The sequence below is a fragment of the Halobacillus aidingensis genome, from assembly GCF_900104185.1.
In the GTDB taxonomy this organism is placed as follows: Bacteria; Bacillota; Bacilli; order Bacillales; family Halobacillaceae; genus Halobacillus; species Halobacillus aidingensis.
This window is the reverse complement of record NZ_FNIZ01000025.1, coordinates 20,905-36,436: the sequence shown is the minus strand read 5'-3', so window position 1 is coordinate 36,436 and position 15,532 is coordinate 20,905. Positions and strand designations below refer to the sequence as shown.

17 protein-coding genes are annotated in these 15,532 nt (G+C 36.2%); 15 read left to right on the top strand and 2 right to left on the bottom strand.

The features are described from left to right. Positions 1–62 precede the first annotated feature (62 nt). From BLS23_RS18390 to BLS23_RS18380, 3 genes are all read left to right on the top strand, one after another. Entirely contained in the window at positions 63–1,151 is a 1,089-nt protein-coding gene (locus BLS23_RS18390; protein WP_089654494.1) for a DUF3231 family protein, read from the top strand. A 5-nt stretch (positions 1,152–1,156) separates the two neighbouring features. Next, positions 1,157–1,624, top strand: coding sequence for a hypothetical protein (locus BLS23_RS18385; RefSeq protein WP_089654493.1), 468 nt, complete (start codon positions 1,157–1,159; stop codon positions 1,622–1,624). A gap of 139 nt (positions 1,625–1,763) precedes the next feature. Next, positions 1,764–2,777, top strand: coding sequence for a DUF3231 family protein (locus BLS23_RS18380; RefSeq protein WP_089654492.1), 1,014 nt, complete (start codon positions 1,764–1,766; stop codon positions 2,775–2,777). Positions 2,778–3,401: 624 nt separating this feature from the next. On the opposite strand, the gene BLS23_RS18375 is transcribed toward BLS23_RS18380, so the two are convergent. Together BLS23_RS18375 and BLS23_RS22070 are read right to left on the bottom strand one after the other, a co-directional pair. After that, positions 3,402–3,572, bottom strand: a complete 171-nt coding sequence (locus tag BLS23_RS18375) for an Arm DNA-binding domain-containing protein (RefSeq protein ID WP_244157276.1) — start codon at positions 3,570–3,572, stop codon at positions 3,402–3,404. 118 nt (positions 3,573–3,690) lie between these two features. Then, on the bottom strand, positions 3,691–3,930 hold the full coding sequence (locus BLS23_RS22070) for an ImmA/IrrE family metallo-endopeptidase (RefSeq protein ID WP_244157275.1): 240 nt from the start codon (positions 3,928–3,930) through the stop codon (positions 3,691–3,693). 350 nt (positions 3,931–4,280) lie between these two features. Between BLS23_RS22070 and xerA the strand changes: the two genes are divergently transcribed. The 12 genes from xerA to BLS23_RS18305 all read left to right on the top strand — a co-directional run bounded on the left by xerA (position 4,281) and on the right by BLS23_RS18305 (position 15,516). Next, positions 4,281–5,123, top strand: a complete 843-nt coding sequence (xerA, locus tag BLS23_RS18365) for a site-specific tyrosine recombinase/integron integrase (protein ID WP_089654491.1) — start codon at positions 4,281–4,283, stop codon at positions 5,121–5,123. A 284-nt stretch (positions 5,124–5,407) separates the two neighbouring features. After that, positions 5,408–5,734, top strand: a complete 327-nt coding sequence (locus BLS23_RS18360; protein ID WP_089654490.1) for a hypothetical protein — start codon at positions 5,408–5,410, stop codon at positions 5,732–5,734. A gap of 354 nt (positions 5,735–6,088) precedes the next feature. Beyond that, positions 6,089–6,430, top strand: a complete 342-nt coding sequence (locus BLS23_RS18355; protein WP_089654489.1) for a hypothetical protein — start codon at positions 6,089–6,091, stop codon at positions 6,428–6,430. Between the two features lie 337 nt (positions 6,431–6,767). Then, positions 6,768–7,574 (top strand): PhzF family phenazine biosynthesis protein, encoded by an 807-nt coding sequence (locus tag BLS23_RS18350; RefSeq protein ID WP_089654488.1) that lies wholly within the window; start codon positions 6,768–6,770, stop codon positions 7,572–7,574. A gap of 171 nt (positions 7,575–7,745) precedes the next feature. Further along, complete coding sequence (locus tag BLS23_RS18345) at positions 7,746–8,684, top strand: alcohol dehydrogenase catalytic domain-containing protein (protein WP_089654487.1); 939 nt, start codon at positions 7,746–7,748, stop codon at positions 8,682–8,684. Between the two features lie 762 nt (positions 8,685–9,446). Further along, on the top strand, positions 9,447–11,261 hold the full coding sequence (gene ltrA, locus BLS23_RS18340) for a group II intron reverse transcriptase/maturase (protein WP_089654486.1): 1,815 nt from the start codon (positions 9,447–9,449) through the stop codon (positions 11,259–11,261). 545 nt (positions 11,262–11,806) lie between these two features. Further along, positions 11,807–12,151 carry a hypothetical protein gene (locus BLS23_RS18330; RefSeq protein WP_089654484.1) on the top strand — a complete coding sequence of 115 codons (345 nt, stop codon included), beginning with the start codon at positions 11,807–11,809 and terminating at the stop codon, positions 12,149–12,151. Positions 12,152–12,325: 174 nt separating this feature from the next. Continuing rightward, positions 12,326–12,490 carry a hypothetical protein gene (locus BLS23_RS21855; RefSeq protein WP_167356121.1) on the top strand — a complete coding sequence of 55 codons (165 nt, stop codon included), beginning with the start codon at positions 12,326–12,328 and terminating at the stop codon, positions 12,488–12,490. A gap of 272 nt (positions 12,491–12,762) precedes the next feature. After that, positions 12,763–13,002 carry a TIGR04104 family putative zinc finger protein gene (locus BLS23_RS18325; RefSeq protein ID WP_279615133.1) on the top strand — a complete coding sequence of 80 codons (240 nt, stop codon included), beginning with the start codon at positions 12,763–12,765 and terminating at the stop codon, positions 13,000–13,002. A 565-nt stretch (positions 13,003–13,567) separates the two neighbouring features. Continuing rightward, positions 13,568–13,936, top strand: coding sequence for a hypothetical protein (locus tag BLS23_RS18315; protein ID WP_143015301.1), 369 nt, complete (start codon positions 13,568–13,570; stop codon positions 13,934–13,936). Positions 13,937–14,296: 360 nt separating this feature from the next. Further along, complete coding sequence (locus BLS23_RS18310) at positions 14,297–14,614, top strand: SRPBCC domain-containing protein (RefSeq protein ID WP_089654517.1); 318 nt, start codon at positions 14,297–14,299, stop codon at positions 14,612–14,614. A 440-nt stretch (positions 14,615–15,054) separates the two neighbouring features. Then, a complete protein-coding gene (locus BLS23_RS18305; protein ID WP_035508706.1) occupies positions 15,055–15,516 on the top strand; it encodes a GNAT family N-acetyltransferase in 462 nt (153 codons plus the stop codon). The last annotated feature ends 16 nt before the right edge of the window (positions 15,517–15,532 follow it).

Genomic DNA, 15,532 nt, shown 5'->3' with positions numbered 1-15,532 from the left:
TAATTTTACTTAACTCACAAATACTAATCCTATAACGAGTTTTTTACGGGGGTTAATTTTTAATGGATAAAAATAATACATCATTTCAGGTGGAAAAGAAAATTATGGAACAAGTAAGAGAACAACAACAAAATACAAAGTTAGCAGCGTCAGAAATTGGTGATTTGTTTGCTAATTATCTCGGAGATTCTTTATTTGATTGTGTATTTAAACATCATCTTCAAGTGGTAGAAGATGATGAAATCAGAGATTTTATAGTATTTGCATCAAATATTTCACAAAAGCATCTTAAAATAATTAAGGATATTTATAGGGAGGAGGATATTCCTGTTCCCGTTGGTTTTGGTGAACAAGATGTTCGATACGAGGCACCTAAACTTTTTAGTGACTTGTTTATGGTGTTTTATATAACAGAAATGTCCAGAGCTGGTTTACTGAAATATGGAGATGCACTTTCTACTGCATCTAGACACGATGTTGTAGATTATATTGATATGTGTATTCAAGACACAATAAATACATATAAATATGGCACTTATTTATTGCTCGCTAAAGGTATGGATATAACAACGCCTTCCATTCCATACCCTGAAAAAGTTGATTTTGTTGAGAATCAATCCTTTATTTCATTTATTGCGGGGAAGCAGAGACCTATAACTGCACTAGAAATTAAACATTTACAGGTTAATATAACTACAAATACTTTAGGAAAAGCACTAATGACTGCATTTAGCCAGGTTGCCTCTTCCGATAATTTGAGAAAGTATTTTCGAGAAGGATCTTCTTTAGCAGAAGGGCAAATAAAGCAATTGGGAGAATTGCTTTTGAGTGAGAATCTCCCGTCTCCCAAATTGATGGATACACATGTCACAGATTCTACAACTTCTCCATTTTCAGATAAGTTGTTAATGTATCATACGGTTTTATCTAACGGTATTGGGATAAAAAATTACGGTACAGCGATTTCAGAAATCATGAGACACGACATTCACGCTAAGTTTGCTACGTTGTCGGCAGGAATTGCTAAATACGCTAATCAAGGTATGAAGATAATGATAAATCATGGATGGTTGGAGGAACCACCTACTGCTGCTGACCGTAAAAAACTTTCTAAAGAGTCTCCTGATAACAGCAGGAATGGAGGGTCTTAGATGATATGAATAAAAAGCCTAATAAACACGAGGCTTTGTTATGGAGTATAGCATTTCCTGGATTCGGTCAGATCTTAAATGGAAAGATTCTTAAGGGAACAGTCTTACTCGTTTTAGAGATTATAATAAACGTTCAAAGTCGCTTTAATTTAACTATTATGTACTCTTTTTTGGGGGAAATTAACACAGCTATTAAAACGCCTGATTATCAATGGCTTATGTTTTATCCTTGTTTATATATGTTTGCAATATGGGATGCCTACCGAGATGCAGAAGGTGAAACAACTCCTATTTCTTACCTTCCTTTTGTATTCGGAGCTTTTTTTGTAACCGTTGGCTTAATTTATTCAGCAAGAATAAAAGTTTTTGGATTTTTGATTGGACCCGTTTTTTTACCCATGCTCTTTTTAGTTCCAGGTTTAGTGTGCGGTTTTTTTATATGTAAGATTATATTAATAGTAACCAAATCCTAGTGAATTAAAATTCGAACTTTGTATTCATTTTCCTTTATTTAGTAAATAGGACTAAGTTGGGGGTGCCCCAAAATATATTGAAACTTAAATGTTGGGGAGAATGATTGTAGACAATTTATCTTGTGGGAGGACTTTACAAATGAAACAAGAATCAAATCAAGTACAGTTAACCTCAGCAGAAATCACCCAAATTTGGGCTTCCTATATGAATGATAGTGCATTGATATGTAAGCTCCAACATTTCTTAGCTAAAGTAGATGATAATGAAATTAGACCACTCATTCAACAAGCATTAGTCTTAGCACAGGGAAATGTAAAAAGCATCACTGATATCCTAAATAAAGAAGGTTATCCTATTCCATATGGGTTTAACACGGATGAAGATGTTGATGTAAATGCCCCTCAGTTATTTTCTGATACCTTTGTTTTGAAATACCTTCATAATGGCGTGCAAATTGCCTTGCAAACCCACAGTATTAGCTTGTCTTTAGCGGTGAGGGCAGATGTTTACAGTTTCTTTAATGAGTGCCTTTTACAACTAACTAAATTTCTTAGAGAGATAAAGGAGCTATTATTAGACAAAGGGCTTTATGTTAAGTCGCCAAACCTTCCAACACCAGAAAAATATGATTTTGTAAAAAGTCAAAGTTTCCTTACAGGGTACTTTGGTGAAAGAAGACCTTTGGTAGGGACAGAGATTGTAAATCTGTACGCTAATTTTCAAAGGAATGCTCTAGGAGTAGCCAATATGATTGGGTTTAGCCAAGTAGCCAAATCAAAGGAAGTAAGAAAATTCCTTGTTAGGGGAAAGGAAATAGCGGCAAAACATTGTGAAATATTTGGCACTAAGATGAGGGAGGATGACATTCCTGTTCCTATGACATTGGAGACAGAGGTTACAGACTCAACAACTTTTACTTTCTCTGATAAGTTAATGATGTTCTATTCTACTGCATTAATTGCCCTAAGTGTAGGTTATTATGGTTCAAGTATGGCCATGAGCCCTAGAAGGGATTTAGGTGTAATGTATAGCAGGTTAGCAGCTGAAATCCTTAAATATGCGGAAGATGGAACTAACATCATGATTGAGAATGGCTGGTTGGAGGAGCCTCCAAGAGCATTAGACAGAGATGAGTTAGCCAAGAAAAAATAGGGTTAGAATTAAGAAGATTATACCATGTTCCTTTGGTTAAAAGATTGTTATTGCTTAAAACTATGAACAGTTAATCCTGATGGTGTAATGTCAAGTAGTAAACATTCTGGCAAGGAAACGAATTAGGGGCTATCGAATATGGAGCTTTATTTACTTAATACTAACATCCGATGAGGCAAGAGCTTGGATATCATTATCGGGAACTTAATAAGCTTACAAAGCTGCTGGATGTCTTGAGCCTGGTCCCAAATTAAAAGCAGACACTAATAGACGCATGGCTTAAAATTTTTATGTGGGTAGGTACCATAAAAAAAGCGATTAGTATTCTTCATATACTAATCGCAAGCCAATTCTTTTAGTGCATGTATATATAAATGTACTAGTTCATTAAGAAAGTCGTAATACTCTGGTGTAGGTGATTGATCTATTATTTCGTAAAGTCTTCTAAGGTCCCTTAGAATTAATGAAAAATCATTTTGTAGCATGCGAACAATCTCCTATTATTATGACCTAAAATCCTGTGTATCACATAACTTCACTAATTAAACATAACAATGTGGCAAAACTTTATAAGTCTCCAGTTGAAAATAAGCATTTAAGAAGTATTAAAGGGCTAGCAAACCATTACCCCATGACCCTTGATACTTCCTTTTCTACTTCAGCTGCGGCCATCTGCGCTTCTTTTTTTGTCTTGAACCCTCCTTTAGATGTGAATTTCTTTTTCCCAGTAAACGGATCTACTCCCGTATATATTTGGAAATACCATTTGTTACCTCTCTTCCGGAAATTAGCCATATTTATCCCTCCTTCCTTAGATTAATCAATTAGACTTATCCGACGGTACAATTCGACTCTTAATTTTTTCTAAACGCTCAATACAAACTTTTCTTGGAATCATAAAGTCAAGTGACAACTAATCGATAATAGCCGGATTGGAAAGGTTATAATCATTGATCATGTGAGTGGGGAGCGAAGCGTATAGTGTGAAGTGCCTGGCATCCCTTTCCTGAAGTTCATAAAAAGAATAAGGCATGAAAGATTGTCGAACTGCATGCCTCACAGCATGACAAAGCTCGTGAAAGAATTGCTCTCGTTGGTGTATATAAGGGAGACGACTATCTAATACGATTTCTTGAAACTTCCCTCCCCTCATGTAGATAGCTTGAGTAGGTCTACAAGTCACAAATATTTGGGACTCGGATCCAATGGTGTAAACATTTAAATCTCCGGCTCTGTAAATTTGTGGCTTTTATACCATTGAGTTATTAGGTCTTCTAGAATTGTGGTTGTGTAGTAAGGAAACCTCAAACTAATTACCATCCTTACAAGCATTATACGAACATGCGTTCTGTTAATCGATGTTTACATACATTAATTGGATATAAATACAGGCTTACTGTAAAGGACATTTGGAATTCTTTTTCTGTAAAAGCCTAAAGTATAGGATTTCATCTTCAGAACCATAATGAAATTATGATTCATAGTTTTGGAGAGTGATAGAAGATGTTCTTATCAGAAGCTTGGGAAAAGTATTATGTCGATAAAAAGATTGAAGGTTATTCGTTACTAACTTTGAAAACCTATTGCTTACAGTTCAATATGTTGGTGAAATACTTTGGAGACGTTAATACAGAAGAGGTAGTTATTGATCATTTAAAGAGCTACCTGGTTGAGGTGGGCGGACATTTGAAGCCTTCCAGTCTTGGAAACAAGGTTCGGTTCCTTCGATCCTTTTTCAAGTGGCTACATGAAGAGGGTGTTATCAGCGAAAATCCAGCTAAAAAACTAAAAGAACCTAAAGTTGGCAAGAGAATCCCAAAATTTCTAACGGAGATGGAAATTGAACAACTTAGAGGCTCATGCTTAACTTCCATGGAAAAGGCACTTTTCGAATTTTTTTATTCAACTGGGTGTCGTATCGGAGAGGTAGTGAATCTGAATAGAGAGGATGTCAATTTCTCTGCAAGATCGGTTATTGTAAAAGGAAAGGGAGATAAAGAAAGAGAAGTCTACTTTAGTATTCGTTGTTCTCTATGGCTACAAAGATATATAGAGGAGCGCAAGGATCAAGATGAATGTTTATTTATTACCGAGAGAAGACCTAAAAAGAGAATGAGCATTGAAATTATCCGATATATTATTAAACGGATCTCCATTCGCGCTGCTATTAATAAAGAAATACATCCTCATCAATTAAGACACAGTTATGCTACCCACATGCTTAATAATGGAGCGCCAATTGAAGTAATCCAAAGCTTGTTAGGGCATGAGAAAAGTGAAACAACTAAAATATATGCACAATTAAGTGGTAAATTAAGACAGGATTTCTACAGTAAATATTTCTAGAAGGCGTGCCTATTCCAAAAGAGAGGCTTGTAGATAAGAGAAGGATTTGAAATAATTGGTATTAAGTAACATCCTGAGTATCTCGAAACTGAGTCTTCCAGAAACGGGCAGGTTAGTTGAAGACTCGAATTCGAGATAAATCGATTTTATTAATATACTTAAAGATTAAACCGAATCAGAGGTTCAATAAAAATAGTGAATTAAAGACGGCAATATCTCTTAAAGTTATGTTCCATATAATTAATAGGATGTGATATGGTGGAACGGTGAAAAGGAGGGGTATTTTGGAGAATCAAATTGCTTTCCAGCATTCAGGTCTTACCTTTTTGATTATCGCGCATGTCGTAGTAGCTATTATTGGATTGATTCTATCCCATGTTGGAGAGAAATCTATAATAACTGATAGGAAAAATAAATATATCTTCTTCATTCTCAGCTTAATGTACAGTTTGGTCTTTCCTCAAATAGTAATTAGTGCATTACTTAATTTGCATTTGACTTGGGGTGTATCCAGCACAGTTTTTCGTTTATGCACTTGGGGTTCTTTTGTAATCTATGTTCTACTTCAGATGCTGGTTTATCGTGTGTTAAATAGAATTGAGGAAGATTAGTTTCGGGATTTTATGTGGTTTTTATTGTATAGAAGTCTTAATAAATGGGGGGGTTCTTAAAAAGACGTCCTTATTACATAAGCTATGGGAAGTGTTATGAACTGAATGATCAAGATATTTGAAAAAGTAAAGGATTATCATGAATATTATGGCAGACCAAAAGGCTAAGCATAGGAGGTATTCATTATAAAGATTAGGGTTATATGGACCATTTTGGGTATGGTCTTATCCATTGGTTTAGTTGGTTGTGTCAATAAAGAAATAGACGTTACATCTCCTCTGGTATTCTACGGAGAGAGTGACACCTGGAGTGGAACATTATATGTAGAACAGTCTCAAAAGGATGGAGAGAATATGTTTCAGGTGGACCAACTCACGAATCTGACGTACAAAGAGGATTTTGAACAAATTAGTAAGAAACAGGTAGAAGAGGACGGTATCCCGGTTAGTTTTTCTTTTGAAGGTGTTATGAGAAGTGAGGGTACGAGCAGTCATATACAGAAAACCACCCCAGGGAATAGGAGTACAACTCACTCTGATGAATATGCAACAAAAGAGGATGAGTTTAAAGTGATTGTCGAATGGAATGACGAAAAAGAAACTTTTATAATGACCCATAACGAGAAAAAGACTTCGAAGGCACAAAATCTTGGAAAAGAAGAGGCTTTTAGGTATTTTTATGAGCCTCAAAAGTGACCTTATATAATTTAGCTAACTGGTGCATTAGATTAAGGTATATTCAAAGATATCTCCAATTCGGTTTATGAGGTGAAAAAATATTACTGCGATAATAAGAAGGACCCCACATTATAGGTGGAGTCCTTGACCAAGTATGGTCATTTTCTACATGTTCTCACTAAATTGGTTGAAAATGTGAGGAAATTAGATCATTACAAATGATAGTACAATGCTTCTTTAATGTAAACATGCTTTAAATAATTAAAGAGCAGTCAAGCTTATCTTGATTTCAAGTCTTCATGAATTGGGGGCTATTCTTTAATATATTTAATCATGTCTACGGTAGTAAAGGAAGGTGTTTAAAGTGGAGGACAACTTTTATTTAATTAACGCATTTACAAAAGATCCGTTTAAGGGAAACCCTGCAGCAATTGTTTTATTGAATGAAGAAAAATCAGATGAATGGCTGAAATCGTACGCGCAAGAGATTAATCAACCCATAACAACCTTCGTAAAAAAAGATCAAGAAGGGTACAACCTAAGATGGTTTACACCCACAAGTGAAATTGCTTTATGCGGACATGGAACCTTGGGAGCAGCAAACATATTATTTGAAGAATGTTGTGTCAATAGTTCTATTATTCAATTCAATACAGAAGCAGGTACACTTTATGCAGAGCAAACAGCAAACAAAATTAAATTAACTTTTAAGATTAAAACTGCAGACACAATAGAGCCTGCAGATCACTTTAAATACCTAATAAATTATCCCATTAGACAACTAGCCTGGGCAGAAGATCGCTACATTATTGAATTGGGATCGGAAACCGAGGTTAAAAACGCTATTCCTGACATGGAAAAAATTAAAGAATTAGATGGTATAGGTTTGGTAATAACAAGTCGAAGCCATGAGCCATTTGATTTTGTGTCAAGGTATTTTGCTCCTAAGGTTGGCATAGGTGAAGACTATGTTACTGGATCTGCACATTGTGCATTAGCTTCCTACTGGAAAGATATTTTTAAAAAAGAGAGGTTCTTAGCATTTCAGGACTCCCCCCGCGGTGGCGAAATTGAAATGAATATTAAAGGAGACAATGTAGAATTAATGGGTGATTGTGTAACTTTAATTAAAGGGAATCTTCATAGAATAGTTATTACATAAGCTGGGGCGAATTTATAAGAATGAAAGGATTTACTAACTTATTCCGGGTTACAGTAATGATTAAAAACCTAAGCTAAAGAAAAGACTGCACTATTCAATTGTGTAGTCTTTTGCTTATCAAATTCTCCACCCACATTATTGTTTAATTTCAAAAAGAGGGAGGAAGATAATATGAAGCAAAAGTCATTGATTCTAAGTGGATATAAAAATTTAATATGGGAAACATGCTCAATGTCTCCTTTAAAAAAAGATGAAGTTTTGATCAAAACCATAGCAGGTGCTATAAGTATTGGAGCCGAATTACCACAGTATAATGAATCTGATGTCACAGATCCGCACCCAGCTTATCCTAGAGAAACAGGCTATGAAAGCTACGGTGAGGTGTTGGAAGTGGGAAGTAATGTAACCCAAGCAAAGGTAGGAGATCGTGTTTTATCTTTTTATGGACATAAGGATTCTGCCATAGTTAAGTCCAATAAAATTGTCGTAGTACCTAAGGAATTAGATTATAGGTATGCTTTACTCAACACGCTTTCCTGTGACGCAGCGAAAGGAGTTTTAAAGCTAAATCCGGAAAGAGTTAGTCGCGTTTTAGTAACGGGTGGCGGGACCATGGGGACCTTAGCCGTTCACTTTCTAAAAAAATATATGAATGTAAAACACGTAGATATGTTAGAACCCAACAAACAAAGGCATGTTATACCGAAACATATAGGTGTTGAGAATGTATTTAGTACGAAGGAGGAGGTTAGTGAACATTCTTATGATTATGCATTAGAATGTTCTTCTCGTTTTGCAGCCTTTGAAACCTTACTTCGTTCCATGAAACTGGAAGGGAAAGTTTGCATACTTTCTGATGGAAATAAAGATTTATTTCATCTTACGGAGGATTTTTATGCAAAAGAGTTAACAATCGTCGGATCCAGTGATGGATGGAATTACAACAAACATGCCGATTGGTTCTTCAAAGAATATCAAACCTCTAGTTTCTTAACAGACATCTTTGAACATGAGGTAGCCCAGGAAAACTTAATTCATTGTTTCGCCGAATTACATACCAATCAAATAAGCCCTATGAAGGTTTTAGTTCATTATGATAGGACAGTTTAATACTAAAATTTGTTTTGATTAGTTAAATATATCTTGAATTCGAGTCTTAAAGAAAAGGGGGCGCGCGACAAGTTCTGCTATAAACGCTTTTCAGCGTGAAAGGCAGGAAGTTTATTTCATTAAATTTCAACTGTACAACGGAGGGTGGGAATGAAGGATCCATGTTTCCTGAAACCATCCCGTCAACACTCCTGCATGCGTTAAGACGGACAGGTCTTAGGGTGTGAAGCACAGGTAGATTGGGCAGAACGAAGGCTGAAGCCATAATTAAGGTATGCCGACGGATATGCCTCACGGCTGTAAAACTAGATAGGGTGAGAATCGTTCTTTGAGATAGGAACTGACGAACTTCCGAAGGTAAGGGTCTATAGTTTCGAACGTAAGGAAACTTACGTGTCATCTTACGATGACGTGAGTGGTGTGGAGTAAAACTGCCCCCTCTGAAAGACGCTATACCGAACGATGGCGGTATCGAGCTCACAGGCTTATAGGAAGCATCTACGTCTAGTATGGATAGCTACGTTGTAGGGTACTTGGAAAGCAAGGGACGTTGAATCAAAGGCTGTCACCTGAAACGGTTGCTATAAAGCCATGCTGAAAAGCATTTATCCTTGTGAGGGTAGGGGAATGACTGATGAAACTTCTGTAATGGAAGTGAAGGAATAGCCCCAAGTCTAGAGTATGGAACGATTATTTTCCTAACGTGAATGGCACCGATCGGGTAGGAACGTGGGAACATCACTCCAAAGGAGGGATGCCACAGTGTCAACGCTGCGAAACTGGGATTATTATAATATGACGGAGACCTTTACGGATCTTCATGAAAAAGCGAGTCAGGGAAATGCGTTCTCTCATTTATATGAAACCATCATATCGAGAGAAAACATCCTGCTCGCTTTTCGCATGATTAAAACCAATAAGGGATCAAAAACACCAGGAACCGATGGGAAGACCATCGATGACATGAAAGAGCTATCCGAGAAAGATCTGGTAAACGAAGTCCGAACCAAACTTAGAAACTATCACCCGAAGAAGGTTCGAAGAGAATGGATTCAAAAAGAGAATGGAAAATGGAGACCTCTAGGGATTCCATGCATCTTGGATCGAGTGATCCAACAATGCTTCAAACAAGTTCTCGAACCGATTGTAGAATCTCAATTCTTCAAACATAGCTACGGTTTCAGACCCCTGCGGTCTGCTCATCATGCTATGGCAAGGATACAGTTCTTGATTAACCATAGTCAACTTCATTACGTCGTTGATGTAGATATTAAAAGTTTCTTTGATAACGTAAATCATCGCCTATTAAAGAAGCAACTCTGGAATATCGGCATCCAAGACCGAAAGGTATTGGCATGTATTTCTAAAATGATTACATCGGAAATAGATGGTGAAGGTGTGCCCGATAAGGGTTCACCACAAGGTGGAATCTTATCTCCCCTTCTTTCTAATGTCGTCTTAAATGATCTAGACCAATGGGTTGCAGACCAGTGGGAAGTATTTCCCCTGACGAAATCCTACAGTTCAGATGATGCAAGAAGGCGAGCGAGAAAACAAACGAATTTGAAACAAGGATATCTGGTCAGGTATGCTGATGACTTTAAAATTCTGTGTCGGGATGGAAAGACAGCGCAGAGGTGGTACCATGCGGTACGTCTGTACCTCAAAGAGCGTTTGAAGCTGGACATCTCACCAGAGAAATCTCAAATTGTAAACTTAAGAAAACGAGAATCTGAGTTCTTAGGGTTCAACATTCGTGCGAATAAAAAGGGAAAGAAACGAGTGGCCCATACTGGGGTCATTTCTTCAAAAAGCGAGAAAATCAAACAGGAAGCGAAGAAACTCATTCGAAGAATGAAAGCTTCGCCTTCTGCTGAGAATATTCATCGTTACAATAGCTTTGTTCTAGGACTTCACCAATACTTTAAGCGAGCTACTCATGTAAGTCTCGTGTTTTCACGTCTTGCTTACGATCTTAAACCATTTTTAGTGAACCGCCTTCGACCGGTTGGAACGCTAAAACATCCTTTTAAGCCACCGCCTTTTTATAAGAGAACCTTTAGTTTAGGAACAAAAACGATCTATATCAATGGTACGTATCTATTTCCCATCGGAAATGTGAAAACATTTCATGCGATGAGCTTCAGTTCAAAGCTTTCGCTTTACACGAAGAAAGGCAGAGAACAGATACACAAAAGTCTTCGCCCGGATATCCAGAAAGAAATTGGACATTTAATGAAGTCTTCTTTACCGAATCGAAGTGTCGAATACCTGGATAATCGTATTAGTCGGTATAGTATGAAGATGGGGAAATGCGAAATTACAGGCGAATATCTTCACGCTTCAGATGTTCATTGTCACCACTATGTGCCAAAGAATCTTGGAGGAAGCGATCAATTTCAAAACCTGCGTATTCTTCATAAGGATATTCATCGACTGATTCATGTAAAAGATATAGAGAAGATAAAGTTTTATCTTAACCAATTACCACAGAATCGATTGATCTTAGATAAAATCAATCAATACCGAAAGGTATGTGGGGTGGAAGGGATCGACGCATCCAGTCTCGAAGAGTAACAAAGGAACTTATAATGTAGTACACACCTTTAGATGGAACGCCGAATGCTGGGAAACTAGCACGTTCGGTGTGGAGCAGGGGAAAAGCCGGAGATAACCTCAAACGCTTACCTATTGCTAACTTTACTTCAATAAAGAAAAAGCAATTCTTGTTCAACTAACGCAGCAGTAGTGTTGAATAAGGATGCAAAATGAACGAAACTTATATGGTGTAACATTCTTGATTGGATGGTGTGAAATTTGGATAGTGGGACCGATATAAAAAATACTCCAATGTTACTTCTTTTTGGACTACTTTTTACTATCATTTTTGGATTTTGGTTAAGAAAAAGGTTAGTTTCTTACGATTTTAAAAATAAAAGTAAATTCTTCTTTTTGCTGGACAATTATGAGCTAATTGGAGGACTTCTTATAGGTGTAGGATTGTTATTTATTGTAATTTTTCTCTGAAATTTATTTCGCTAAAGGGGGCGATTGCTGAACAAAAGCAGTCGCTTCTTGTGCTAAAGACGCAGTAATGTTCAATAGGCAAAAAGGGGGATAACGTGAAGAAAATCATTTTAGTTATGTTAGCTACGATATTTAGTTTATTTATATTAGGTTGTTCATCTAGTCAGAATGATGGAGCGAAGTATTATGTTCTTGTTGTTGAAGGAGAAAATAATATAAGCGGTACGATTGCTGAATTTGTTAATATAGAACACTTGGTTGTTGAGATGGAATACCTAACAAGTTTAGAACAAGTCCAAAATAAGTATCCTGATTATGAAATCAAAAAAGCCCCAGCAGTGTTTATTTTTGAAACGGGGGGTGGGGAGTTTAAAAAACTAAAATTAAAAACTTATGACGTTGAAAAAGCTATTGAATTCTTGAGAGATACGAAAAACTAATCTTAAACTATTGGGTGCAAGAGTTAAACAAGGCGATCATCCAATTTGATCGTCTTTTCTTATTGAAAAATTCAATAGTGAATTTGGAATATTATGTTAGTGTTGAAGGGTGGAAATATTGTACTAAAGAAGCAGGATTGTTTAATAAGAAAAATTATTTGGGGGTTAGGGTGTATGGCTATTTTTGAATTCATATTAGATGTTCTTGGTAAAAGCAAAGTAGTTGTTCACATAACAAGAAATTCGGGAGATTCTTTAAAAGTACAACAGATTTTGCAAGATGCTGGGAAAACTTTGTTAAAGAAATTGAAGGAATGGCTTCTCCCCATCTCCAAGTAGAAACGGGTCACGTATCGCCTATCATAAAATTAAAGGTTAACCCAACCGAAGTTTCCAAAGCAAAGGAAGCTTTGAAAAATGGGGATATATGAAGAGGTTAGTTATATAAACAAGTTTGATTTATTAAACAAATGGGGTGCTTTCCTTGAATAAGGAATCGCACTCTTGTTCAACTATAGAAGCAGAATAGTTTAACAAGAAAGCGGTGGGAGCAGATGCCAACTTGTCAAAATTGCGACAGAGAATGGAGTTGGAAACAAACGTTTAAATAGATGTTTACATTAGGTACTGCTATGGAATGTCCGCACTGTGGAGAAAAGCAGTATTATACCAAGCGAGCCAGGAAAAGAAGTGCAGTTGTAACCCTTCTCACTCCTTTTATTATTCTTCTAAATCTATTTGATATCTCACCTTACCTTTTAGTCGGAATTTACCTTGTTTTTGGTTTATCTATAATGGGAATTTTTCCGTTTCTAATAGAATTATCGAATGAAGAAGAACCTCTTTGGTAGTGAATTACTCGGTTCGTCTTCAACTAACGGATGCAAGAGTTTAAAGAACAACTTGAAGTGTGGTGAAAGAGATTTTAACAGCTTTTTATGAATTTATTCTGCCTTTACTCTTAATAGGGATTATTGTATTTTCTTCTATCTATTTAAGTGATAAAGATGATTTCAGGAGACAACTTCAAGAAATGAAGACATATAAGAGTAAGATAACTTTCACAATCATTCTTGTTGTTCTTTTCCCATTTGCAATTTTACTTTCGATTTATATCGTAAAGAACATTGCGAATATCTTTGGTTAATAAAAATGCTTCTTCAACAAACGGGTGTTAAAGTATAAGACTCCTTAAATTATATCTCGAATTCGATTCTTAAAGAAACGGGGGCAATTGCTCAATAGAGTAATCGCCCTTTTTTACATAAGAGCAATAAATATCGGAACATTGGCTTTTTAACTGACGAGGCAGAATAAGTAATTTGAAACATTCTGCTTTATAAAAACGTAGTTATTTTTACAGGAGGTTTTACTATTCTTAAAAAAACATTAGGTGCTTTAGCAGTAATTTTAGGTATGGTGGGTTTGCTTTATTTAATGATAGGTAACTATCATGAACTTCAAACAGCAATGCAGAGAGCATCAGAAGACAGCTTCACTCTTCTCATGACAATGTCTTTATGGGCATTTTTATTTGGTATTTTGATGGGGTGGAAAGCATTATACAATATTATTTTTGAGAAGCGAATTAAAGTAAATTGGATAATAATCCCATCTATTATATTAGCAATTATAAGTTTTATACCTAGAGTTTATTGGGTGAAATGGTTTAGTCTTGATCTTCCGTTTTTTATCGAAATGTTTCAAGTGCCAGAAACTCAAATTCTTCTTACAGCCTTTTCAGGTCTTTTATTTATTCGGTCACTTGATGGAAGGCAAAATTAAAATCCTCCACTAAGAGTCCTAAAGTAAAATATAAGATATATCTCGATGTGTGTCTTCATGAAACGGGGGACTTATCAGGAGTAGACCTCAAAGAAATGTTCTTAAACTGATTTCCTATACAATGATCAAGGACTCCACTTATATATTAAGCGGAGTCCTTGATCGGGTTGGTCATTTTCTATATATTCTCACCAAATTGGTTGAAAAGTGAGAAAATTAGATTAGTATAAATTTTAGTACAATACTGATTTAATGTAAACGTGTTTTAGAGGATTAAAGAATAATTAAGGTATCTTGATTTCAAGTCTTCATGAATTGGGGGCAATTCTGAATTAAAAAAATTGCCCCTTTCTTAATGTGATGGATAGGGGAGTTTCCTTTGACTACGGGGAAGGATCGACATATGAAGCGATCATAACGGAATTAGAAAAACCCCATATCTTCGAATTCCGTGAAGTAGATGATTTGTTGCAAATTTCATTCCAAAAAGAAGGTGAAGGATGTAAAATGATTTTCACCCATACTTTTGACGACGATTCATGGACAGTTAATACCGCTGCAGGATGGCACAGGTGTCTGGATGCCCTTGACCAGATTGTCCATGGGGAACCAGTTGAATGGAAAGACAATGCAGTTGATTTAAGAGAATATTATAAAGAAGCTTTTGCTTCCCTTTAATTTGCATGATTAAAACAGAAACGCTTGGATTTCAAATATCCAAGTGTTTCTGTTTCCTATTTCCTCTTTACAGTCTAGCTCTGTACCAAAGGGTCTTTATTATCTTGAAACTGATTTTTAAACAATCGGGGGCGATTATCTAAAAAAGAAATCGTCTCCCTTTTGTGTACTTGGGAACTGGTGTGGTGGAAGTTTAGTTTCAAGATATTGGTCTAATTATTAAGTGGATTACCTTGTAATAGAGACTTCTTAAATTTGTTGAATCTAAGAGTACTTACTCCTCTTTTGTGCGAATTTTATGGAGGTTTTTGGGTTATAATCCAGAAGTTATTCTACATAAGGGCAAGTTGAATTAGAAGGATAGGGCGATTTAAAGGATAACGTGAAATACGTTTACTTAAATTAGTAAATTACAAGGGGGAAATTTTGGTGTGCAAATAATGCTTCGAAGCGTAATTGAAGATGACCTTCCGGTTTTCTTCAAACACCAACAGGATCGGGATGCAAATTATATGGCGGCATTTACAAGTAAGGACCCGGGGGATTGGAGCAGTTTCTTAACCCATTGGAATAAAATTCTGGAGGATAAAGACATCATCAAGCAAACGATCATTGTTCAAAATAATGTTGCTGGAAATGTTCTATGTTTCGAGCAGTTCGGCGTACCAGGAATTAGCTACTGGATAGGAAAAGAATACTGGGGCAAAGGAATAGCTACCAATGCTTTAAGAGAATTTTTAAAACAAGTTACCATTCGTCCACTTTATGCCCGTGTTGCCAAAGACAATATTAGGTCACTCAAGGTACTGGAGAAATGTGGTTTTACTATCTATGGTGAAGATGGTGGGTTTTCTAACGCACGTGGTGAAGATGTAGCAGAATTAGTTCTTACACTTGAATAAAGATTATTAGCATTAC